At 72.1% G+C, this 20,752-nt stretch carries 15 protein-coding genes; 7 read left to right on the top strand and 8 right to left on the bottom strand.

Annotation, left to right across the window (positions count from 1 at the left end):
- Window positions 1–73: 73 nt before the first annotated feature.
- From AB0M27_RS01495 to AB0M27_RS01485, 3 genes are all read right to left on the bottom strand, one after another.
- Window positions 74–1,537 carry a glutamate synthase subunit beta gene (locus tag AB0M27_RS01495; protein WP_365716707.1) on the bottom strand — a complete coding sequence of 488 codons (1,464 nt, stop codon included), beginning with the start codon at window positions 1,535–1,537 and terminating at the stop codon, window positions 74–76.
- The gene (gltB, locus tag AB0M27_RS01490; RefSeq protein WP_365716854.1) at window positions 1,530–6,125 is read right to left on the bottom strand and encodes a glutamate synthase large subunit; all 4,596 of its coding nucleotides are present in this window, start codon (window positions 6,123–6,125) and stop codon (window positions 1,530–1,532) included. Before gltB ends, AB0M27_RS01495 begins: the two co-directional genes overlap by 8 nt.
- Window positions 6,126–6,577: 452 nt before the next feature.
- On the bottom strand, window positions 6,578–7,309 hold the full coding sequence (locus AB0M27_RS01485) for a VIT1/CCC1 transporter family protein (RefSeq protein ID WP_365716705.1): 732 nt from the start codon (window positions 7,307–7,309) through the stop codon (window positions 6,578–6,580).
- A gap of 257 nt (window positions 7,310–7,566) precedes the next feature.
- Between AB0M27_RS01485 and AB0M27_RS01480 the strand changes: the two genes are divergently transcribed.
- The 7 genes from AB0M27_RS01480 to AB0M27_RS01450 are packed head-to-tail and all read left to right on the top strand — an operon-like array spanning window position 7,567 to window position 15,525.
- On the top strand, window positions 7,567–8,778 hold the full coding sequence (locus AB0M27_RS01480; RefSeq protein WP_365716703.1) for an ADP-ribosylglycohydrolase family protein: 1,212 nt from the start codon (window positions 7,567–7,569) through the stop codon (window positions 8,776–8,778).
- Window positions 8,775–9,893, top strand: a complete 1,119-nt coding sequence (locus AB0M27_RS01475; RefSeq protein ID WP_365716701.1) for an ADP-ribosylglycohydrolase family protein — start codon at window positions 8,775–8,777, stop codon at window positions 9,891–9,893. The genes AB0M27_RS01480 and AB0M27_RS01475 overlap by 4 nt, the downstream gene beginning before the upstream one ends.
- Before the next feature lie 8 nt (window positions 9,894–9,901).
- Window positions 9,902–11,104, top strand: a complete 1,203-nt coding sequence (locus AB0M27_RS01470) for an ADP-ribosylglycohydrolase family protein (protein ID WP_365716699.1) — start codon at window positions 9,902–9,904, stop codon at window positions 11,102–11,104.
- Window positions 11,092–12,603, top strand: coding sequence for an ADP-ribosylglycohydrolase family protein (locus AB0M27_RS01465; protein ID WP_365716697.1), 1,512 nt, complete (start codon window positions 11,092–11,094; stop codon window positions 12,601–12,603). Before AB0M27_RS01470 ends, AB0M27_RS01465 begins: the two co-directional genes overlap by 13 nt.
- Complete coding sequence (rbsK, locus tag AB0M27_RS01460) at window positions 12,600–13,493, top strand: ribokinase (protein ID WP_365716695.1); 894 nt, start codon at window positions 12,600–12,602, stop codon at window positions 13,491–13,493. Before AB0M27_RS01465 ends, rbsK begins: the two co-directional genes overlap by 4 nt.
- A 23-nt stretch (window positions 13,494–13,516) precedes the next feature.
- A complete protein-coding gene (locus tag AB0M27_RS01455; protein ID WP_365716693.1) occupies window positions 13,517–14,716 on the top strand; it encodes a CoA transferase in 1,200 nt (399 codons plus the stop codon).
- Entirely contained in the window at window positions 14,713–15,525 is an 813-nt protein-coding gene (locus AB0M27_RS01450) for a CoA ester lyase (protein WP_365716691.1), read from the top strand. The genes AB0M27_RS01455 and AB0M27_RS01450 overlap by 4 nt, the downstream gene beginning before the upstream one ends.
- Before the next feature lie 71 nt (window positions 15,526–15,596).
- On the opposite strand, the gene lgt is transcribed toward AB0M27_RS01450, so the two are convergent.
- The 5 genes from lgt to trpC form a co-directional block, all read right to left on the bottom strand.
- Window positions 15,597–16,541: a prolipoprotein diacylglyceryl transferase gene (lgt, locus tag AB0M27_RS01445; RefSeq protein ID WP_365716689.1), complete on the bottom strand. Its 945-nt coding sequence runs from the start codon at window positions 16,539–16,541 to the stop codon at window positions 15,597–15,599.
- A gap of 102 nt (window positions 16,542–16,643) precedes the next feature.
- Window positions 16,644–17,420: a thioredoxin domain-containing protein gene (locus tag AB0M27_RS01440; RefSeq protein ID WP_365716688.1), complete on the bottom strand. Its 777-nt coding sequence runs from the start codon at window positions 17,418–17,420 to the stop codon at window positions 16,644–16,646.
- A gap of 111 nt (window positions 17,421–17,531) precedes the next feature.
- Window positions 17,532–18,350, bottom strand: coding sequence for a tryptophan synthase subunit alpha (gene trpA, locus AB0M27_RS01435; protein WP_365716686.1), 819 nt, complete (start codon window positions 18,348–18,350; stop codon window positions 17,532–17,534).
- Entirely contained in the window at window positions 18,347–19,630 is a 1,284-nt protein-coding gene (gene trpB / locus AB0M27_RS01430) for a tryptophan synthase subunit beta (protein WP_365716684.1), read from the bottom strand. The genes trpA and trpB overlap by 4 nt, the downstream gene beginning before the upstream one ends.
- Window positions 19,631–19,926: 296 nt before the next feature.
- Window positions 19,927–20,736, bottom strand: coding sequence for an indole-3-glycerol phosphate synthase TrpC (gene trpC / locus AB0M27_RS01425; protein WP_323375029.1), 810 nt, complete (start codon window positions 20,734–20,736; stop codon window positions 19,927–19,929).
- Window positions 20,737–20,752 lie beyond the last annotated feature (16 nt).

The following is a 20,752-nucleotide window of genomic DNA, read 5'->3' as shown; positions in this document are numbered from 1 at the left end:
TCCGGTCGGGGACAGGGGCAGGCGTCGTCTGGTGTTCCGTACGCCGTTGTACGGGACGTCTCTCGGGGTGCCGTCAGACCGCCAGGGCGCGGTCGGTCGGGCGGATCGGGGCCGGCAGGTCACTGGCACCGGTCAGGAACCGGTCGACACCGCGGGCGGCCGAGCGGCCCTCCGCGATCGCCCACACGATGAGGGACTGGCCGCGGCCGGCGTCACCGGCGACGAACACACCCGGCACGTTGGTCTGGAAGTCGGCGTCGCGGGCGATGTTACCGCGTTCGTCGAGGTCCAGGCCGAACTGCTCCACCAGGCCGTTCTCCCGGTCGGTGCCGGTGAAGCCCATGGCGAGGGTGACCAGCTGGGCGGGGATCTTGCGCTCGGTGCCCGGCTTGGAGGTCAGCTTGCCGTCCACGAACTCCACCTCGGCGAGGTGCAGCCACTGCACGTTGCCGTCCTCGTCGCCCTCGAAGTGGGTGGTGGAGGCGGAGTAGATGCGCTCGCCGCCCTCCTCGTGGGCCGAGGTGACCTTGTACAGGATCGGGAAGGTCGGCCAGGGCTGGTTGGTCGGGTGCCGCTCGTCGTTCGGGCGGGGCATGATCTCCAGCTGGGTGACGGAGGCCGCGCCCTGCCGGTGGGCGGTGCCCACGCAGTCCGCGCCGGTGTCACCGCCGCCGATGACGACGACGTGCTTGCCCTCGGCCGAGATCGGCGCGGTGACGTAGTCGCCCTCCTGGACCTTGTTCGCCAGGGGCAGGTACTCCATGGCCTGGTAGATGCCCTTGAGCTCGCGGCCCGGCACCGGCAGGTCACGGGCGGTCGTGGCGCCGGCGGCGATCACGATCGCGTCGTACCGCTTCTTCAGGTCGCGGCCGTTGATGTCGCGGCCGATCTCGACGCCGGTACGGAAGCGGGTGCCCTCCGCGCGCATCTGCTCGATACGGCGGTTGATGTGCCGCTTCTCCATCTTGAACTCGGGGATGCCGTACCGGAGGAGGCCTCCGATGCGGTCCGCGCGCTCGTAGACGGCGACCGTGTGGCCGGCCCGGGTCAGCTGCTGGGCGGCGGCCAGACCCGACGGGCCCGAGCCGATGACCGCGACCGTCTTGCCGGACAGGCGCTCGGGGATCTGCGGGGCGACGGTGCCCGCGTCCCACGCCTTGTCGATGATCGAGACCTCGACGTTCTTGATGGTGACCGGCGGCTGGTTGATGCCGAGCACACACGCCGACTCACAGGGGGCCGGGCAGAGGCGACCGGTGAACTCCGGGAAGTTGTTGGTCGCGTGCAGGCGCTCGGAGGCGGCCGTCCAGTCCTCGCGGTAGGCGTAGTCGTTCCACTCCGGGATCAGGTTCCCCAGCGGGCAGCCGTTGTGGCAGAACGGGATGCCGCAGTCCATGCACCGGCTGGCCTGCTTGCTGATGATCGGCAGCAGGGAGCCGGGAACGTAGACCTCGTTCCAGTCCTTGACGCGCTCACCGACGGGACGGGTCTCGGCGACCTCGCGGCCGTGGTTCAGGAAGCCCTTCGGGTCAGCCATTGATCGCCGCCTCCATCATCTTCTCGGTGATCTCGGTCTCGGAGAGACCGGCTCGCTCGGCGGCGTCCTTGGCGGCGAGCACTGCCTTGTACGTGCTGGGGATGATCTTGCTGAACCGCTCCACGGCCTGCTCCCAGTCGGCGAGCAGCTTCTCGGCGACCGTCGAGCCGGTCTCCTCGGCGTGGCGGCGCACCACGTCGTGCAGCCACTGCTTGTCCGCCTCGTCCAGCGCCTCGACCGACTGGGCGTTGCCGACGTTGACGTTGTCGCGGTCGAGGTCGATGACGTAGGCGATACCGCCGGACATGCCGGCCGCGAAGTTGCGGCCGGTCGGGCCGAGGACGACCGCGCGACCACCGGTCATGTACTCGCAGCCGTGGTCGCCCACGCCCTCGGACACGACCAGCGCGCCGGAGTTGCGGACGCAGAACCGCTCACCGGTACGGCCGCGCAGGAACAGCTCGCCGCCGGTGGCGCCGTAGCCGATGGTGTTGCCCGCGATGGTCGAGTACTCGGCGAGGTGGTCGGCGGCCCGGTCCGGGCGGACGACGACACGGCCGCCGGACAGGCCCTTGCCGACGTAGTCGTTGGCGTCGCCCTCCAGGCGCAGCGTGACGCCGCGCGGCAGGAACGCGCCGAAGGACTGGCCGGCCGAGCCGATGAAGGTGATGTCGATGGTGTCGTCGGGCAGACCCGCGCCGCCGAACTTCTTCGTCACCTCGTGGCCGAGCATGGTGCCGACCGTGCGGTTGATGTTGCGGATGGCGACCTGGGCGCGCACCGGCTGGGCCTCGGTCGCGTCGTTCGCGGCCAGGGCGTCGGCGGCGAGCTTGATCAGCTCGTTGTCCAGCGCCTTCTCCAGGCCGTGGTCCTGCTCGATCAGCTGGTGGCGGACGGCGCCCTCGGGCAGGTCCGGCACGTGGAACAGCGGCTCCAGGTCCAGGCCCTGCGCCTTCCAGTGGTCGACGGCGCGCTCGACATCCAGCACCTCGGCGTGGCCGACGGCCTCCTCGATGGAGCGGAAGCCCAGCTCGGCCAGCAGCTCGCGGACCTCCTCGGCGATGAACCGGAAGAAGTTCACCACGTACTCGGCCTTGCCGGAGAAGCGGTCGCGCAGGGTCGGGTTCTGGGTGGCGATGCCGACCGGGCAGGTGTCCAGGTGGCAGACGCGCATCATGACGCAGCCGGAGACGACGAGCGGCGCGGTCGCGAAACCGAACTCCTCGGCGCCGAGCAGCGCGGCGATGACCACGTCTCGGCCGGTCTTCAGCTGGCCGTCGGTCTGCACGACGATCCGGTCGCGCAGGCCGTTGAGCAGCAGGGTCTGCTGGGTCTCGGCGAGGCCGAGCTCCCAGGGACCACCGGCGTGCTTCAGCGAGGTGAGCGGGGAGGCACCCGTACCGCCGTCGTGACCGGAGATCAGGACGACGTCCGCGTGCGCCTTGGACACACCGGCCGCGACCGTGCCGACGCCGACCTCCGACACCAGCTTCACGTGGATGCGCGCCGCCGGGTTGGCGTTCTTGAGGTCGTGGATCAGCTGGGCAAGGTCCTCGATGGAGTAGATGTCGTGGTGCGGCGGCGGCGAGATCAGGCCGACACCCGGCGTCGAGTGACGCGTCTTTGCGACCCAGGGGTAGACCTTGTGGCCGGGCAGCTGGCCGCCCTCGCCGGGCTTGGCGCCCTGGGCCATCTTGATCTGGATGTCGTCCGCGTTGACCAGGTACTCGGAGGTCACGCCGAAGCGGCCGGAGGCGACCTGCTTGATGGCGCTGCGCCGCGCGGGGTCGTACAGACGCTCCGGGTCCTCGCCGCCCTCACCGGTGTTGGACTTGCCGCCCAGCTGGTTCATGGCGATGGCGAGGGTCTCGTGCGCCTCCTTGGAGATGGAGCCGTACGACATGGCGCCCGTGGAGAACCGCTTGACGATCTCACTCGCCGGCTCGACCTCGTCGATCGGGATCGGGGCGCGGCCGGACTCGAAGCCGAACAGGCCGCGCAGCGTCATCAGGCGCTCGGACTGCTCGTTCACGCGGGACGTGTACTTCTTGAAGATGTCGTAGCGGCCCGTGCGCGTGGAGTGCTGCAGGCGGAAGACCGTGTCCGGGTCGAACAGGTGCGGCTCGCCCTCGCGGCGCCACTGGTACTCGCCGCCGATCTCCAGCGCGCGGTGCGCCGGGGCGATGCCGGAGGCCGGGTAGGCCTTGGCGTGGCGGGCGGCGACCTCCTGGGCGATGACGTCGATGCCGACGCCGCCGATCTTGGTGGCGGTGCCGTTGAAGTACTTCTCGACGAAGGCCTCGTCCAGGCCGACGGCCTCGAAGACCTGGGCGCCGCGGTAGGAGGCGACGGTGGAGATGCCCATCTTCGACATGACCTTCAGAACGCCCTTGCCCAGGGCGTAGATCAGGTTCTTGATGGCCTTCTCCGGCTCCAGGCCGCTCAGGAAGGTGCCGGCGCGCAGCAGGTCCTCGACCGACTCCATCGCCAGGTACGGGTTGACGGCGGCGGCGCCGTAGCCGATCAGGAGGGCGACGTGGTGGACCTCGCGGACGTCACCGGCCTCGACCAGCAGGCCCACGTGGGTGCGCTGCTTGGTACGGATGAGGTGGTGGTGGACGGCCGCGGTGAGCAGCAGCGACGGGATCGGCGCGTGCTCGGCGTCCGAGTGGCGGTCCGACAGGACGATCAGACGGGCGCCGTTCTCGATCGCCGCGTCGGCCTCGGCGCAGATCTCCGCGATGCGCGCGGCGAGCGCGTCACCGCCGCCGGAGACCCGGTACAGACCGGAGAGGGTCGCGGCCTTGAAGCCGGGCATGTCGCCGTCGGCGTTGATGTGGATGAGCTTGGCCAGCTCGTCGTTGTCGATCACCGGGAAGGGCAGGGTGACCGAGCGGCAGGAGGCGGCCGTCGGGTCGAGCAGGTTGCCCTCCGGGCCCAGCGACGAGCGCAGGGAGGTGACCAGCTCCTCGCGGATCGCGTCCAGCGGCGGGTTGGTGACCTGCGCGAACAGCTGGGTGAAGTAGTCGAAGAGCAGCCGCGGGCGCTCGGAGAGAGCGGCGATCGGGCTGTCCGTACCCATCGAGCCGATCGGCTCGGCGCCGGCGCGGGCCATCGGCGCGAGGATGACGCGCAGCTCCTCCTCGGTGTACCCGAAGGTCTGCTGGCGGCGGGTGACCGAGGCGTGGGTGTGGACGATGTGCTCGCGCTCGGGCAGGTCGCCCAGCTCGATCTCGCCGGCCTCCAGCCACTCGGCGTACGGCTTCTCGGCGGCGAGGGTCGCCTTGATCTCGTCGTCCTCGATGATGCGGTGCTCGGCGGTGTCGACGAGGAACATCTTGCCGGGCTGCAGCCGGCCCTTGCGGACGACCTTGGCCGGGTCGATGTCGAGGACGCCGACCTCGGAGCCGAGGACGACGAGGCCGTCGTCGGTGACCCAGTAGCGGCCGGGGCGCAGGCCGTTGCGGTCGAGCACGGCGCCGACCTGGGTGCCGTCGGTGAAGCAGACGCAGGCGGGCCCGTCCCAGGGCTCCATCATCGTGGAGTGGAAGCCGTAGAAGGCGCGCCGGGCCGCGTCCATGGAGTCGTGGTTCTCCCACGCCTCCGGGATCATCATCAGCACGGAGTGCGGCAGCGAACGGCCGCCCAGGTGCAGCAGTTCGAGCACCTCGTCGAAGGAGGCGGAGTCGGAGGCGTCCGGCGTGCAGACCGGGAAGATCCGCTCCAGCTTCTCCTGGGGGCCGAACAGGTCCGACACCAGCTGCGACTCGCGGGCGCGCATCCAGTTGCGGTTGCCCTGGACGGTGTTGATCTCACCGTTGTGCGCGACGAAGCGGTACGGGTGCGCGAGCGGCCACGACGGGAAGGTGTTCGTGGAGAACCGGGAGTGCACCAGCGCGACGGCCGACGCGAAGCGGCGGTCGGACAGGTCCGGGAAGAAGGGCTCCAGCTGGCCGGTGGTCAGCATGCCCTTGTACACGATCGTGCGCGCGGAGAGCGACGGGAAGTAGACACCGGCCTCGCGCTCGGCGCGCTTGCGCAGCACGAACGCCTTGCGGTCCAGCGCGATGCCCTCGCTGGCGCCGTCGGCGACGAAGATCTGCCGGAACACCGGCATGGTGGAGCGGGCGGTGGCACCCAGCAGCTCCGGGGCGACCGGAACGTCACGCCAGCCGAGGACGGTGAGACCCTCCTCGTCGGCGATCGTCCCGATCCGCGAGACGGCGTCCTCGGTGCCATCGGTCGGCAGGAAGGCGATACCGACGGCGTACGAGCCGGCGGCGGGCAGTTCGAATCCGGCCACCTCGCGGAAGAAGGCGTCGGGCACCTGGGAGAGGAGACCCGCGCCGTCGCCCGAGTCGGGCTCGGAGCCGGTGGCACCGCGGTGCTCCAGGTTGCGCAGGACGGTGAGTGCCTGCTCGACCAGGGTGTGGGACGCCTCGCCGGTGAGGGTGGCGACGAAACCGACGCCACAGGCGTCGTGTTCGTTGCGGGGGTCGTACATACCCTGCGCAGCAGGGCGAGCATCCATGAACGACCAGTTCTGGCCATTCGCGGAATGCTGGGACGGCTGGCGCGGCGTACGCATCGGCTCTCCCGTCGTCGTCATGAGGCATGTGGCAAGTGCCGAGGGACGACGTTGGCCCTCTGCGTGATCTCAAAATTTCGTGCAGGTTACATGATGGGGCGGTTCCCGGGAAGCGGATAGGCCGTCCCAACATGCGGACGCCACGGGGTCCGTGGCGAAGGCGCCGCGCGGCGGCGGGATGCCGCGCGTGGCGGAGGACCGCGCCGGGCGGCCCGGATGCCGCGGTGGCGGCGAACGTGTGAGGGGGACCGTACGGACGCGATCGGTCGGATCGGCGGCCGGCGGCCCGATGGGGGGCGGAGGGAGCGGCTTCACTCACCCCGCAGGGGTGCGGCAGGCGTCATTGCCCACGGCGCTTACGGCTCATGCCCGGTGGTCACGCGGTCGAAACCAGCGAGTAACGGGCGATCGCTCGGCTACTTATGCGGCCCAACGCATAAGTACCGGCGCCACTATCCTACGGCCGTTCCGAACAGGGTACCCAGGGCGTACGTCACACCGGCCGCCGCGCCGCCCAGCGCGAGCTGCCTGAGACCGCTGTACCACCAGCTCCGCGCGGTCACCTTGGCCACCACGGCACCGCAGCCGAAGAGTCCGGCGAGGGCGAGCAGCACGGCGGGCCACAGCACGGTCGCACCGAGCAGATAGGGCAGGACGGGGAGCAGGGCGCCGAGGGCGAAGGACCCGAAGGAGGAGACGGCGGCGACCAGCGGCGAGGGCAGGTCACCGGGGTCGATGCCCAGCTCCTCGCGGGCGTGGATCTCCAGAGCCTGCTCGGGATCCCTGGACAGCTGGCGCGAGACCTCCCGGGCGAGGCCCGGCTCCACACCCCGTGCGACGTACAGCGCCGCGAGCTCGTCCTCCTCGTCCTGAGGGTGCTTGCGCAGCTCACGGCGCTCGACATCGAGTTCGGCCTCGACCAGCTCCCGCTGGGAGGCGACCGAGGTGTACTCGCCGGCCGCCATGGAGAAGGCACCCGCCGCGAGCCCCGCGAGGCCGGTGATGACAATGGTCTGGTGGCTCACGGATCCGCCGGCCACACCGGTCATCAGGGCGAGGTTGGAGACGAGTCCGTCCATGGCGCCGAAGACGGCGGGGCGCAGCCAGCCGCCGTTGACGTCGCGGTGCGTGTGGTTGTCGCGGTGCGCTTCGTGCAGCGCGGCCTGGGTTTCGATGACGGCCATGCGGGCCCCTTGAATAGCTTAGCCAAAGCTAACTTTGGACGAGTTCTACTTTTCGACAACACGGAACCTACGCCCCTTCTTCCGCTGCCGCCAGCAAGGAAAGGCTCGGCTAACCTGCACCTTTACCTGTTTATGCTCATCCGTGCATGATCTAGCTCAGTTGCCAAGTGGGTGACTTCGAGTCGGCGAGGCTCGCGGGGGCGTGCCCCGTGGCACACATCCGCAAAGCGCGTTCCCGGCCCCGAAGGAGTCCGCCCATGGCATCGTTCGCCTGCACTCCCCCGGCTCCGGCGCCCGACGACGCCGTCGGGGTCCGCGCGAGGGCCCGCGGCGCGCTGCTCGGCCTGGCCGTCGGGGACGCGCTGGGAGCGCCCGCGGAGAACCTCAAGCCATCCGAGATCCGCGCCCGCTGGGGTCGCATCACGGGCTATGTGGCCGAGATTCCGTCCGGCACGGACGACACGGAGTACGCGATCTTCTCGGGCCTGTTGCTCGCCCGGCACGGCTCGGCACTCACCCCGGCCCATGTGGAGGCGGCCTGGCACGAGTGGATCGCCGACCGGGCCGAGGGCCCCTTCCGGGGCGCGGGCTTCAGCGAACGCGGCACGCTGGAGAACCTGCGCCGAGGCCTCGCCGCACCGATCTCGGCCCAGCACCGGCACGCCTGGAGCGACGGACTGGCCATGCGGGCGGCCCCCTTCGGCGTCTTCGCCGCCGGCCGCCCCGCCGAAGCGGCCCGGCTGGTGGCGATCGACGGTTCGGTGAGTCACGAGGGCGAGGGGATCTACGGCGGCCAGGCGGTCGCGGCGGGGGTGGCGGCGGCGATGACGGGCGCCCCGGTTCCGGTGGTGATCGCCTCCGCCCTGGCGGTGATCCCCGAGGACTCCTGGACGGCGCGCTCCCTGCGCCGGGCGGTGGCCGTCGCCCACCGCGGCGAACGCGCGGTCCGCTCCGCGGTCGTCATCGGCGGCTATCCCTGGACCGACCTGGCCCCCGAGGCGGTCGCCCTCGCCTTCGGCGCGTACGCGGCGGCCGACGGCGACTTCAGGGAGGCGGTCCTCACGGCCGTCAACATGGGCCGCGACGCGGATACGACGGCAGCGCTGTCCGGCGCCCTGTCCGGCGCGACCCACGGCATCTCGGCGATCCCGCCCGCCTGGGCCGAGGCCATCGGGCCGGTCAGCGGCCGCTGCCTGCCGTCGATGGCCGGCCATCACGTACTGGACGTGGCGGAGCTGCTGATGCCCGGGGAGGGCGGGAAGTGGGGGGTGGTGGTGCCGGAGGTGCCGGCGGAAGGGTTGCGGGCGGAGGTGCCGGTGAAGGCATCGGTTCCGGCGGAAGCACGGGGGGCGGTGAGGGAGGCAGCCCCACCCCTCCCGTCCACCGTCCAGGCGACCGGGGCCAGGGGGCGCAGCCCCCTGGCCCGGGCGGGGAACACCGGGCACCCGGGCGGCGAGGGTCAGTCATGACAGCGCGCCGTATCGAGGGACTCCTGCTCGGCCTGGCCGCAGGCGACGCCGCCGGTTGGCCCGCCGCCCGGCACCGCGCCGCCCGCATGCCCGAGTGGACCCGCCGCCTCACCCGCGAGCTGGACACCTTCGCCGAGCAGAACGCCACCACCACCCTCCCGGTGCCGATCGCCCTCAACCAGCCCCCCGAACCCCTCTGCCTCGGCCCCTCCGACGACGCCGAGTGGGCGGCCTTCGCCGCGGAGGCGATCCTCCGGGCCGGCGCCGACGACGTCCTCGGCGACCTCAGCCGGGAGCGCCGTACCCGCGCCGCCATCGACCTCACCTGGACCGCCGTGGCCGCGGAAGTCGCCGCCGCGGCGGACCGCGCACCCGAGGTCGAGTCCGCCGTCCTCCCCCTGCGCGCCCGCATCTCCGTCCGCGCCGGCCTCGGCAACCTCGCCGCCGGCCTGCGCCCGCCCGCCACCGGCCACGACAACCCGCACTACTTCGACGACGCCGCCTGCGTCCGCGCCTGCGTCCTCGCCGTCGCCCACCCCGGCGACCCCGAACGCGCCGCCGCCCTCGCCGAGTTCGACGCCCGCTACACCCAGGACGGCGACGGCGTGCACGGCGCCCGCGCCATGGCCGCCGCCCTCGCGCTCGCCCTCGCGGACGCCGAGACGGGCACCTGTGTGACCGCCGCGCTCACCGAGCTCCCGCCCGACACCGAGATCGGCCGCAACGCCCGCCACGCGCTCGCCCTCGTCGAGGACGGCGAGTCCGCCTTCGCCCTCGTCCCGCTCCTGGAGCACCAGATCGTCGACCACGTCTACAGCTACGGCATCGCCGCCGCCGAGACCGTCCCGGTCGCCCTCGCCCTGGCCACCGCCGCCCGCGGCCGTATCACCGAGGCCGTGCCCGCCGCCGCCTGTCTGTCCCGGGTCGCCGACTCCGCCCCCGCCCTCGCGGGCGCCCTCACTGGAGCCCTCGGCGGCGGCGCGGCCATCCCGCGGACCTGGCGGGACGCCTGCCGCACCCTGTCCGGCTGCGCCCTGCCCCGCCTCACAGGCACCGACCTCGTGGAACTCGCCGGACTCCTGGAAGCCGCACAACCGGTCCACCCAGGAGGATGATTCGGGGCATGACGCCCAAGGAGCCCAAAGGACTCAAAGAAGAAGAAAGCAGCAGTCCATCCCTGCTCGGTCTCGACGACCGGATCACCGGCGCCCTCGTCGGAGCCGCCGTCGGTGACGCCCTCGGCGGCCCGGTCGAGGGGTACTCCCCCGACCAGATCGCCGAGCGTCACGGCGGCCGCGTCCACGGCGTCGTCGGCCCCTGGCACGGCGACGACTGGCGCACCGCCCGCCCCATCGCCCCCTACCACAAGGGCGACGGCCACGTCACCGACGACACCCTGATGACGCATGCGCTGATCCGGGTGTACGCCCGCGTCCGCGACCACCTTGACGCGTACGCGATCGCCGACCACCTGGTCCCGGACCTGATGACGAACCCGCGCTGGATCCCGGAACTGGAGGCCGAGGCCCTGCCCCTGCACCGCCTCTTCCTCGCCGAGAAGTGGCTCGTGGCCCGGCTCGCCTACGGTCACGCCGATCCCCGGGAAGCGGGCGTCGGCAACATCGTCAACTGCGGCGCGGCGATGTACATGGCCCCCGTCGGCCTGGTCAACGCGGCCAACCCGGCCGCCGCCTACGCCGAGGCCCTGGACATCGCGGGTGCGCACCAGTCGTCGTACGGCCGTGAGGCGGCCGGTGTCCTCGCCGCGGCCGTCGCCGCCGCCGCGACCCCGGGCGCGACATCGGACTCGGTCGTCACCGCCTGCCTGACCCTGGCGAAGGACGGCACGCGCGAGGCGATCGAGAAGGTCTGCGAAGTGGCCCGTGATCACAGCGACTTCGAGTCGGCGCTACGGCCGCTGCGCGCGGCGGTGGCCCCGTACGACACCGTCGGCCCGGACTACCGCGCGCCCTCGCTCGCCGCCCGCCGTCCCTCCCGGCTGCACGCCATCGAGGAACTGCCCATCGCCCTCGGCATGCTGCTGGTCTCCGGCGGCGACTACCGGCACGCCGTGCTCGGCGCCGTCAACTACGGCCGCGACTGCGACTCGATCGCCACGATGGCCGGCGCCTTCGCGGGCGCACTGGGCTCGCCCGTCCCGGAGGACTGGGCGAAGACGGTGGCGGAGGCCAGCCGGCTGGACCTGTGGGAGCCGGCCCGCACGCTCACCGAGGTGACGCGGGAGGTCTTCGAGCGGGACGTACGCCGGCGCCGCGTCCACGAGCGGGCGTTCACGGCCCTCGGAGGCACCGCATGCTCCGACTGACCTGGGTCCAGCCGGAGGACCTGCTCGGCCACGAGCTCCGCCAGGCCCGCCTGGACGGGCGGGAGCCGTCGGCGATCGAGGCGCGGTGGCGGGCGGCGGGCGGCCCGGACGCCCCGCCCCGGGCGGGCGCCTCCGCCCACGGCGTCTCCCGGTATCTGCGCCTGCTGGCGGAAGACCTCCTGGACGAACTCGCCGACCTCCCCAGCGGTTTGTCCCACGACGAGCCGACAGACCTCGCTCGCATCGAGTCCCTGTGCACGGACTGGCCGGCGTCTCCGAGCAGGACGCAACGGCCGTCACGCGACTGCGGGCCGGATGTGGCTGGTCGCGCAGGTCCCCGCGCCCCTTACGGGACGCCCTCGCCGCCGCGGCCTGAGGGTGCCCTCTCCGGGGGAGCCACCCCGCCGGCGCGGGCAAGCGACCCCACCCCCACGCCGGCCCCCTCCCCGGCCGCCCTCGAAGCCGCCTGGCTCGGGCGGGCCATCGGCTGTCTCCTCGGCAAGCCGGTCGAAAAGCTCCCCCTCGACGGCATCCGCGCCCTCGCCCAGGCAACCGGCAACTGGCCCCTGACCACGTACTTCACGGCCCGCGGCGTCCCCGACGACCTCCTCGCCCAGTACCCCTGGAACCGCCGCTCCGCCCCCACCTCCCTCGCCGAGAACATCGACGGCATGCCGGAGGACGACGACCTCGACTACCCCCTCCTGAACCTCCTGCTCCTCCGCCGTCACGGCAAGACCTTCACCACCGCCGACGTGGCCCGGCTCTGGCTGGACGAGCTCCCGCCCGGTCGCACCTTCACCGCCGAACGCGTCGCCTACCGCAACCTCCTCACCGGCATCGAGCCCCCGCACACCGCCCGCCACCGCAACCCCTTCCGCGAGTGGATCGGCGCCCTGATCCGTGCCGATGTGCACGGCTGGACCAACCCGGGCGACCCGGCCGCCGCAGCCGAGCAGGCGCACCGCGACGCGGTCCTCACGCACACCGCCAACGGCGTCTACGCGGCGATGTTCACGGCCGCCGTCATCGCCACCGCCGCCACCGGAAGCCATGACGTCCACGCCTGTCTGCGCACCGGCCGCAGGGTGATCCCACCCCGCTCCCGGCTCGCGCGGGCGATCGACCACGCCGTCCGACTGGCCGAGTCCCACGAGGACTTCGCCGACGTGGTGGACGAGCTCCACGCCCGCTACTCCCCCACCCACCACTGGGTGCACGCCATCCCCAACACCGCCCTGCTCACCGCCGCCCTCACCCACGCGGACGGCGACTTCACCGGCACCATCTGCCGTGCGGTGTCGGGCGGCCTGGACACCGACTCGAACGGGGCGATGGCCGGCAGCGTCGCGGGACTGCTCGCGGGCGACCCCGCCGCGCTCCCCGACCACTGGCGGGCCCCGCTGAAGAACCGGCTCGCCACCACCGTCGCCGACTTCGACGGCACCGGCTTCGACACCCTCGCCCACCTCACCCACCTGGAGGCGACCCGACCATGACCCACATCGTCGTCCTCGGCAGCACGAACATGGACCTCGTCACCTATGTCGCGAAGGCCCCGCAGCGCGGCGAGACCGTGACGGGACGGGAGTTCCGTACGATCCCCGGCGGCAAGGGATCCAACCAGGCGATCGCCGCGGCCCGCGCCGGCGCCACCGTCTCGATGATCGGCGCGGTCGGCAACGACGCCTTCGGCCTGCGGCTGCGCGACACGCTCGAACACTCCGGCGTGGACACCGACTTCCTGCGGACGGTCGAGGGCCCGTCCGGCACCGCGCACATCGTGGTGGACGACGAGGGCGCCAACTCCATCGTCGTCATCCCCGGCGCGAACGGCACCGTCGACCACCTCTCCCCCGGCGACGAGGGACTGATCGCCTCCGCCGACGCCGTGCTGCTGCAGCTGGAGATCCCGCTGCGCGCGGTCGTCCTGGGCGCTCAGGCGGCGCGCCGGCACGGGGTCCGTACGGTGCTCACCCCGTCGCCCGCCCAGCCGCTGCCGCCCGAACTCCTCGACGCGACCGACCTGTTGGTGCCCAACGAGTACGAGGCGATCACCCTCACCGGCCGCACCGATCCACGCGAGGCCGCCGCCGACCTGCTGCACCTGGTGCCGGAGGTCGTCGTCACCCTGGGCGCCACGGGCAGCCTCTACCTGACCCGGGGCACCGACCCGCTGGTGATCCCGGCACCACAGGTGACCGCCGTCGACTCCACCGGCGCCGGTGACACCTTCGTCGGCGCGCTCGCGGTGGCCCTCGCCGAGGAGAAACCGGTACGGGAGGCCCTGTCCTGGGCGGCGGCCGCCGCGGCGATCTCCGTCCAGCGGGCCGGGGCGTCGGTGTCGATGCCGTACCGCCCGGAGATCGACGCCCAGTTCACCGCATGAGGTTCGACGCAGAGGTAGGACGCATGAGTACGACGACTCCACCGCCTCTCACCGGTCTGCGGGTGCTGGACCTCGCGACCCTCTTCGCCGGCCCGCTGGCCGCCACGCTGCTCGGTGACTTCGGCGCCGAGGTGATCAAGGTCGAGCATCCGCTCCGGCCCGACCCCTCCCGTGGACACGGCCCGGCCAAGGACGGCGTCGGCCTGTGGTGGAAGGTGCTCGGCCGCAACAAGCGGACCATCACCCTGGACCTGTCCACGCCCGGCGGCCGTGCCACCCTGCTCCGGCTCGCCGCCACCGCCGACGTCGTGATCGAGAACTTCCGCCCGGGCACCCTGGAGAAGTGGGATCTGGGCTGGGCGGAACTGGCGGCCGCCAACCCCCGGCTGGTCCTCGCCCGGGTGACGGCCTTCGGTCAGTTCGGCCCGTACGCCCACCGCGCCGGCTTCGGCACGCTCGCCGAGGCGATGAGCGGCTTCGCCGCGATCACCGGCGAACCGGACGCGCCGCCCACGCTCCCGCCCTTCGGGCTCGCGGACTCGGTCGCGGGCCTGGCGACCGCCTACGCCGTGCTCACCGCGCTGGCCGCACGGGAGCGCACCGGCGCCGGGCAGGTGGTCGACATGGCGATCATCGAGCCGATCCTGTCGGTCCTCGGCCCCCACCCCACCTGGTACGACCAGCTCGGCCACGTCCAGGAACGCACCGGAAACCGGTCCGCGAACAACGCCCCGCGCAACACCTACCGCACCGCGGACGGCCACTGGGTCGCCGTCTCCACCTCCGCGCAGTCGGTCGCGGAGCGGGTGATGCGCCTGGTGGGCCGCGCGGAGCTGATCGAGGAACCGTGGTTCGCCACCGGCGCGGACCGCGCCGCCCACGCCGACGTGCTGGACGAGGCGGTCGGCTCCTGGATCGCCGCCCGCACCCGCGCCGAGGTCCTCGCGGCCTTCGAGAAGGCGGAGGCGGCCGTGGCCCCGATCCAGGACGTGCGGGACGTCCTGGCCGACCCCCAGTACCGGGCGCTGCACACGGTCACCACCGTCGACGACCCCGAGCTGGGCCCGCTGCGCATGCAGAACGTCCTCTTCCGGCTCTCCGCGACGCCCGGCGCGATCCGCTGGGCCGGCCGCCCGCACGGCGCCGACACCGAGGCCGTGCTCACCGAGCTGGGCCTCACCCCCGCCGAACTGCGCACCCTGCGCGAGGAGGGCGCCCTGTGACCCCGCACCCGCTCACCTGGCTCTACGTCCCCGGCGACCGCCCGCCCGTGGTGGCCAAGGCGCTGGCCACGGGCGCCGACGTGGTGGTGATCGACCTGGAGGACGCCGTCGCGCCGGACCGCAAGGAGTACGCCCGCGCGGCCACGGCCGAGCTCCTCACCGGCCCCCCGCCGGTCCCGGTCCACGTCCGCGTCAACGCCCTGGACAGCCCCTGGTCCGCCGGCGACCTGGCCGCCGTGGCCGCGCTTCCCGGCCTGGCGGGGCTACGGCTGCCGAAGGTGACCGCCCCGGCCGAGATCAGGCAGGTCGCCACGGCCACCCCCGTGCCGCTGTACGCGCTGCTGGAGTCGGCCCTCGGCATCGAGCACGCCTACGCCATCGCCACCGCCCACCCGGCCCTGAGGGGCATCGCCGTCGGCGAGGCGGATCTGCGGGCCGACCTGGGGGTACGGGCCGACGCGGGCCTCGACTGGGCGCGCTCCCGGGTGGTCGTCGCCGCCCGCGCGGCCAGCCTCGCCCCACCGCCGCAGTCGGTCCACCCCGACATCCGGGATCTGGACGGCCTCGCCGCCTCCTGCGCCCACGGCCGTTCCCTCGGCTTCCTGGGCCGCGCCGCCATCCATCCCCGGCAGCTCCCGGTGATCGAACGGGCGTACCTTCCGACCCCGGCAGAGATCGAACACGCCGAGACGATCATCAAGGCAGCCGCGACGAAAGAGGGCGCCCAGGCCCTCCCCGACGGCCGCTTCATCGACGCGGCGGTGGTGACGATGGCCCAGCGAACCTTGTCATTGGCGCGCCGGCGATGACATCCACGTCTTACGCCGAGGGCGCCCGGAGAGAACTCCGGACGCCCTCGGTGCCGTAGAAAAACCAGTCGTCAGCTCTTCTTGCTCGCCGACCCGGCCTCGTCCTTCGCCTCCGCCGCCTCCGCCGCGTCCACGGCCTCCGGCTCAGTCTTGTCCTCGACCTCGTCGGCACCTTCCGTACCGTCGGCCGAACCGTCGGGGACACCCGGCTCGACCACGGCTTCCCTGCCAGGCCGCTTCTTCGACGACACCACGATGTACGTCACCGCCAGCAGGAACACGATCAGCGCGGTCCAGTCGTTCAGGCGGAGGCCCAGGATGTGGTGCGCGTCGTCCACGCGCATGTACTCGATCCAGCCACGGCCCACGCAGTAGGCCGCGACGTAGAGGGCGAACGCGCGGCCGTGGCCGAGCGTGAAGCGGCGGTCGGCCCAGATGACCAGGAGAGCCACACCGATGCACCACAGGGACTCGTACAGGAAGGTCGGGTGGTAGTAGCCCGGCACCCGGCCGCCCTCGGAGGAGGTGATGTGCAGCGCCCAGGGAACATGCGTCTCACGGCCGTACAGCTCCTGGTTGAACCAGTTGCCCCAGCGGCCGATGGCCTGCGCGAACGCGATGCCGGGCGCGACGGCGTCGGCGTACGCCGGCATCGGGACGCCCCGGCGCCGCGCGCCGATCCACGCGCCGAGCGCGCCGAGCGCGATCGCGCCCCAGATGCCCAGGCCGCCCTGCCACACCTTGAAGGCGTCCGCCCAGTCACGGCCCGGGCTGAAGTACAGCTCGTAGTCCGTGATCACGTGGTAGAGCCGGCCGCCGACCAGGCCGAACGGCACAGCCCAGACCGCGATGTCGGCGACCGTGCCGGGCCGCCCGCCGCGGGCGATCCAGCGCTTGTTGCCGAGCCAGACGGCGACGAAGACGCCGATGATGATGCAGAAGGCGTAGGCGCGCAGCGGAATGGGGCCGAGGTGCAGCACCCCGCGCGCCGGGCTGGGAATGTAGGCAAGTTCCATGGCAAGTCCGACGCTACCCTGTCGGGCCGTGGTGACGGCAAGCAGCCCGGCTACGGGTGCATAACGGGGGTGTGAGAAATACGGGCGGCGGAAGGGGGATCCTTACCCGCGGTTGGCCGCCTCCACCATCTGCTTGAGCTTGGCCGGCGTCATGCCCTGCTCCTTGTAGATGTTCTTGCCGTCGAGCAGGACCGTGGGCGTGGCATTGAGGCCGCTGGTCTGGAAGGACTTGTGGGACTTGTTGACCCAGCCGTCGTGGGTGCCGTCCTTGACGCACTTCTGGAAGGCGGGGGTGTCCAGGCCGCCGACCTTGCCGGCCAGGTCGATCAGCTTGGCGTCGTCCGCGAAGGCGTCGTCGGTCTCGTTGGGCTGGTTCGCGTACAGCACGTCGTGGTAGTCGCGGAACTTTCCGGCGTCCTGGGCGCAGGCCGCGGCGTTGGCGCCGCGGAGGGAGCCGGTGCCGCCGCGGTTGCCGTCGATCAGCCGGACCAGGTGGTACTCGATTCTGAGTTTGCCGCTGTCGACCAGTTCATGGAGCGTCGGGCGGTAGGCGACCTCGAAGGCCTGGCAGGCCGGGCAGCGGGCGTCCTCCCAGACGGTGAGCGTCGACTTGGCGCCGTCCTTGCCGACCGGGATGGCGAGGCTGTCCTTGCCCTGCGCGCCCGAGGGCACCACGACCGGGCCCGCCTTCTCGCTGCTCTTGTTCTTGCCGGCGTTCGCGGCGAGCACGCCGATCACCGCCGCGAGGCCCAGGACGCAGATGATGCTCGCGCCCACGATCAGCGTGCGCCTTCGCCTGTCCGCGGCCTTCTGCTTCTCACGCTCGACCGCCAGCCGCTCCCGGGCGGTGCGCTTTCCGTCACGGTTCTTCTCGCTCACACCCCCAGAACGAACCGGGCAGGCGCAGCGCGCCTCCCCGGTTCCAGGTCCACTCGTTCGAGTGACCGAATGTTCTGACGGGGGTGTTCTGATAGGGAAAGCGAGCCGCGGTTACGCCTGTTCGCGCACGCCCTTCGCCAGCTCCGCGGCCAGCTCGCGGACCGCCTCCACGCCGGCCGCGTGGTCGGGGGCGTCCAGCATCCGCTTCACGAAGGCCGAGCCGACGATGACGCCGTCGGCGAAGCCGGCGACCTCGGCGGCCTGAGCGCGGTTGGAGACGCCGAGTCCGACGCAGACGGGCAGCTCGGTGCCGGTGGCGCGGGTGCGCTCGACCAGGTTCTGGGCCTGCGCGCCGACGGATTCCCGGGTGCCGGTGACGCCCATCAGCGAGGCCGCGTAGACGAAGCCGCTGCCCGCCGCGGTGATCTGGGCGAGCCGCTCGTCCTTGCTGCTCGGCGCCACGACGAAGACGGTCGCGAGGCCGTGCTTCTCGGCGTGCTCCCGCCACAGCGTCGACTCCTGGACGGGCAGGTCGGGCAGGATGCAGCCCGCTCCGCCCGCCTCGGCCAGCTCGGCGGTGAACCGCTCGACGCCGTAGCGGTCGATGGGGTTCCAGTACGTCATGACGAGCACGGGCTTGCCGGTCGCCGCGTACACCTCGCGGACCGTACGCATCACGTCAGCGATCTTGACCCCGCCGCGCAGCGCGATGTCGTCGGCGGTCTGGATGACCGGGCCGTCGAGGACGGGATCGCTGTGCGGCAGGCCCACCTCCACGACATCCGCCCCGCCGTCGAAGACGGCCTTGATCGCCTCGATGCCGCCGTCCACGGTCGGAAACCCGGCCGGGAGGTAGGCGATGAGCGCGGACCGGCCCTCTGCCTTGGCGGCGGCCAGGGTGCCCGACAGCAGCTGGATCTTCCCGCTCACTTGGCGTCCCCCTCGATCTCGGCGGTGTCGGCTTCGTCGGCGGCCACCTCGGCGTCGGTGTCGTACAGGCCGAAGTAGCGGGCGGCGGTGTCCATGTCCTTGTCGCCGCGGCCGGACAGGTTGACGACGATCAGGCCGTCCTTGCCCAGTTCCTTGCCGACCTCCAGGGCACCGGCGAGGGCGTGGGCGCTCTCGATGGCCGGGATGATGCCCTCGGTGCGGGACAGCAGCCGCAGCGCCTGCATGGCCGCGTCGTCGGTGATCGCGCGGTACTCGCCGCGGCCGGAGTCCTTGAGGTAGGAGTGCTCCGGGCCGATGCCCGGGTAGTCCAGACCGGCCGAGATGGAGTACGGCTCGGTGATCTGGCCCTCGTCGTTCTGCAGGACGTACGAGCGGGAACCGTGCAGGATGCCCGGCTCGCCCGCGGTCAGGGTGGCCGCGTGCTCGCCGGTCTCGATGCCGTGCCCGGCGGGCTCGCACCCGATGAGCCGGACGCCCTCGTCGGGGATGAAGGCGTGGAAGAGGCCGATCGCGTTGGAGCCGCCGCCGACGCAGGCGATCGCGGCGTCGGGCAGGCGCCCCGCGCGCTCCAGGAGCTGGCGGCGGGCCTCCACGCCGATCACGCGGTGGAAGTCGCGGACCATGGCCGGGAAGGGGTGCGGGCCGGCGACCGTACCGAACAGGTAGTGGGTGTGGTCGACGTTCGCCACCCAGTCGCGGAACGCCTCGTTGATGGCGTCCTTGAGCGTACGGCTGCCGGACTTCACCGAGACGACCTCGGCGCCGAGCATGCGCATGCGGGCGACGTTCAGGGCCTGGCGCCTGGTGTCGACCTCGCCCATGTAGATGGTGCAGTCGAGGCCGAACAGGGCGCAGGCGGTCGCGGTCGCGACGCCGTGCTGACCGGCACCGGTCTCCGCGATCACGCGGGTCTTGCCCATCCGCTTGGTGAGCAGGGCCTGGCCGAGAACGTTGTTGATCTTGTGGGAGCCGGTGTGGTTGAGGTCCTCGCGCTTGAGGAACACGCGCGCGCCACCCGCTTCCGCGGCAAAGCGCGGGACCTCGGTGAGGGAGCTGGGGCGGCCGGTGTAGTTGACCATCAGGTCGTCGAGTTCTCGGGCGAACTCGGGGTCGTGCTTGGCCTTGTCGTACTCGACGGCGACCTCGTCCACGGCGGCGACGAGGGCCTCCGGGATGAACTTGCCGCCGAATACGCCGAAGTAGCCTTCGGTGGTGGGGACTTGCCCCTGTGGATCAGGGAAGAAGAAGTTGCTGGGCATGCCGAAACCTCACGGTGAGTGCGTGGAAAAACACTATTCGCCGTGGGGGCGGAGTTCGTCGTACGACCTCAGGCCGTGTGTGGCTGGTCGCGCAGTTCCCCGCGCCCCTTTGGGGCGCGCTGCCATCGACGTCCGTTTACCTGCCCAGGTTCGTCACCGATGACGTATCGCACGCGACGGCCGTGCACACGCCGGGCCGGGGCGCGGCAGCCCCTCGGGCGGCAGCCGCGCGCCAGGCGGGCGTACCGGTCCACGGTCGTCACGGTGAGAGTCATCGGGATCAGCCTACCCGGTGATCAGCTCCGGCCGTGCCGCAGCGCGGGATGTTCGCCCGCGGCGACCAGGTCGGCGACGGCGGTCTTGGGGTCGCGCCCGGTGACCAGGGACTCGCCGACCAGGACCGCGTCGGCGCCGGCGTTGGCATAGGCGATCAGGTCGTGCGGGCCACGGACACCGGATTCGGCGACCTTGACGAGGTGGTCCGGGATCTCCGGCGCGACCCGCTCGAACGTGCCGCGGTCGACCTCCAGCGTCTTCAGGTTGCGCGCGTTGACACCGATGACCTTGGCACCCGCGTCCACGGCCCGCTCGACCTCGTCCTCGTCGTGCACCTCGACGAGCGGGGTGAGTCCGATCGACACCGCGCGCTCGATCAGCGACTCCAGGGCCGGCTGGTCCAGGGCGGCCACGATCAGCAGCGCGAGGTCGGCGCCGTACGCCCGGGCCTCCCACAGCTGGTAGGACGTGACGATGAAGTCCTTGCGGAGCACCGGGATGTCCACGCGCGCACGGACGGCCTCCAGGTCGGCCAGCGAGCCGCCGAAGCGGCGCTGTTCGGTGAGGACGGAGATGACGGCCGCACCGCCCGCCTCGTAGTCCGCGGCGAGTCCGGCCGGGTCGGCGATCGCCGCCAGCGCGCCCTTGGAGGGGCTGGAGCGCTTGACCTCGCAGATCACCTTGACGCCGTCGCCCTTGAGAGCGGCCACCCCGTCCTTGGCGGCGGGAGCCTTGGCCGCGCGCTCCTTGAGCTCGTCGAGGCTGACGCGTGCCTGCCGCTCCGCGAGGTCGGCACGGACTCCGTCGATGATCTCGTCGAGCACACTCACGCGAGCGGCCCCCTTT

Source organism: Streptomyces sp. NPDC052107, assembly GCF_040680215.1.
Lineage (GTDB): Bacteria > Actinomycetota > Actinomycetes > Streptomycetales > Streptomycetaceae > Streptomyces.
Note: the sequence above shows the minus strand (reverse complement) of the source record. Positions and strands in the feature narration are given on the sequence as shown.

Excerpts from the sequence above, each read along its gene's own strand:
- AB0M27_RS01495 (WP_365716707.1), bottom strand. The coding sequence starts at position 1,537 with ATGGCTGACCCGAAGGGCTTCCTGAACCACGGCCGCGAGGTCGCCGAG.
- gltB (WP_365716854.1), bottom strand. The coding sequence starts at position 6,125 with ATGCGTACGCCGCGCCAGCCGTCCCAGCATTCCGCGAATGGCCAGAAC.
- AB0M27_RS01485 (WP_365716705.1), bottom strand. The coding sequence starts at position 7,309 with ATGGCCGTCATCGAAACCCAGGCCGCGCTGCACGAAGCGCACCGCGAC.
- AB0M27_RS01480 (WP_365716703.1), top strand. The coding sequence starts at position 7,567 with ATGGCATCGTTCGCCTGCACTCCCCCGGCTCCGGCGCCCGACGACGCC.
- AB0M27_RS01475 (WP_365716701.1), top strand. The coding sequence starts at position 8,775 with ATGACAGCGCGCCGTATCGAGGGACTCCTGCTCGGCCTGGCCGCAGGC.
- AB0M27_RS01470 (WP_365716699.1), top strand. The coding sequence starts at position 9,902 with ATGACGCCCAAGGAGCCCAAAGGACTCAAAGAAGAAGAAAGCAGCAGT.
- AB0M27_RS01465 (WP_365716697.1), top strand. The coding sequence starts at position 11,092 with ATGCTCCGACTGACCTGGGTCCAGCCGGAGGACCTGCTCGGCCACGAG.
- rbsK (WP_365716695.1), top strand. The coding sequence starts at position 12,600 with ATGACCCACATCGTCGTCCTCGGCAGCACGAACATGGACCTCGTCACC.
- AB0M27_RS01455 (WP_365716693.1), top strand. The coding sequence starts at position 13,517 with ATGAGTACGACGACTCCACCGCCTCTCACCGGTCTGCGGGTGCTGGAC.
- lgt (WP_365716689.1), bottom strand. The coding sequence starts at position 16,541 with ATGGAACTTGCCTACATTCCCAGCCCGGCGCGCGGGGTGCTGCACCTC.
- trpB (WP_365716684.1), bottom strand. The coding sequence starts at position 19,630 with ATGCCCAGCAACTTCTTCTTCCCTGATCCACAGGGGCAAGTCCCCACC.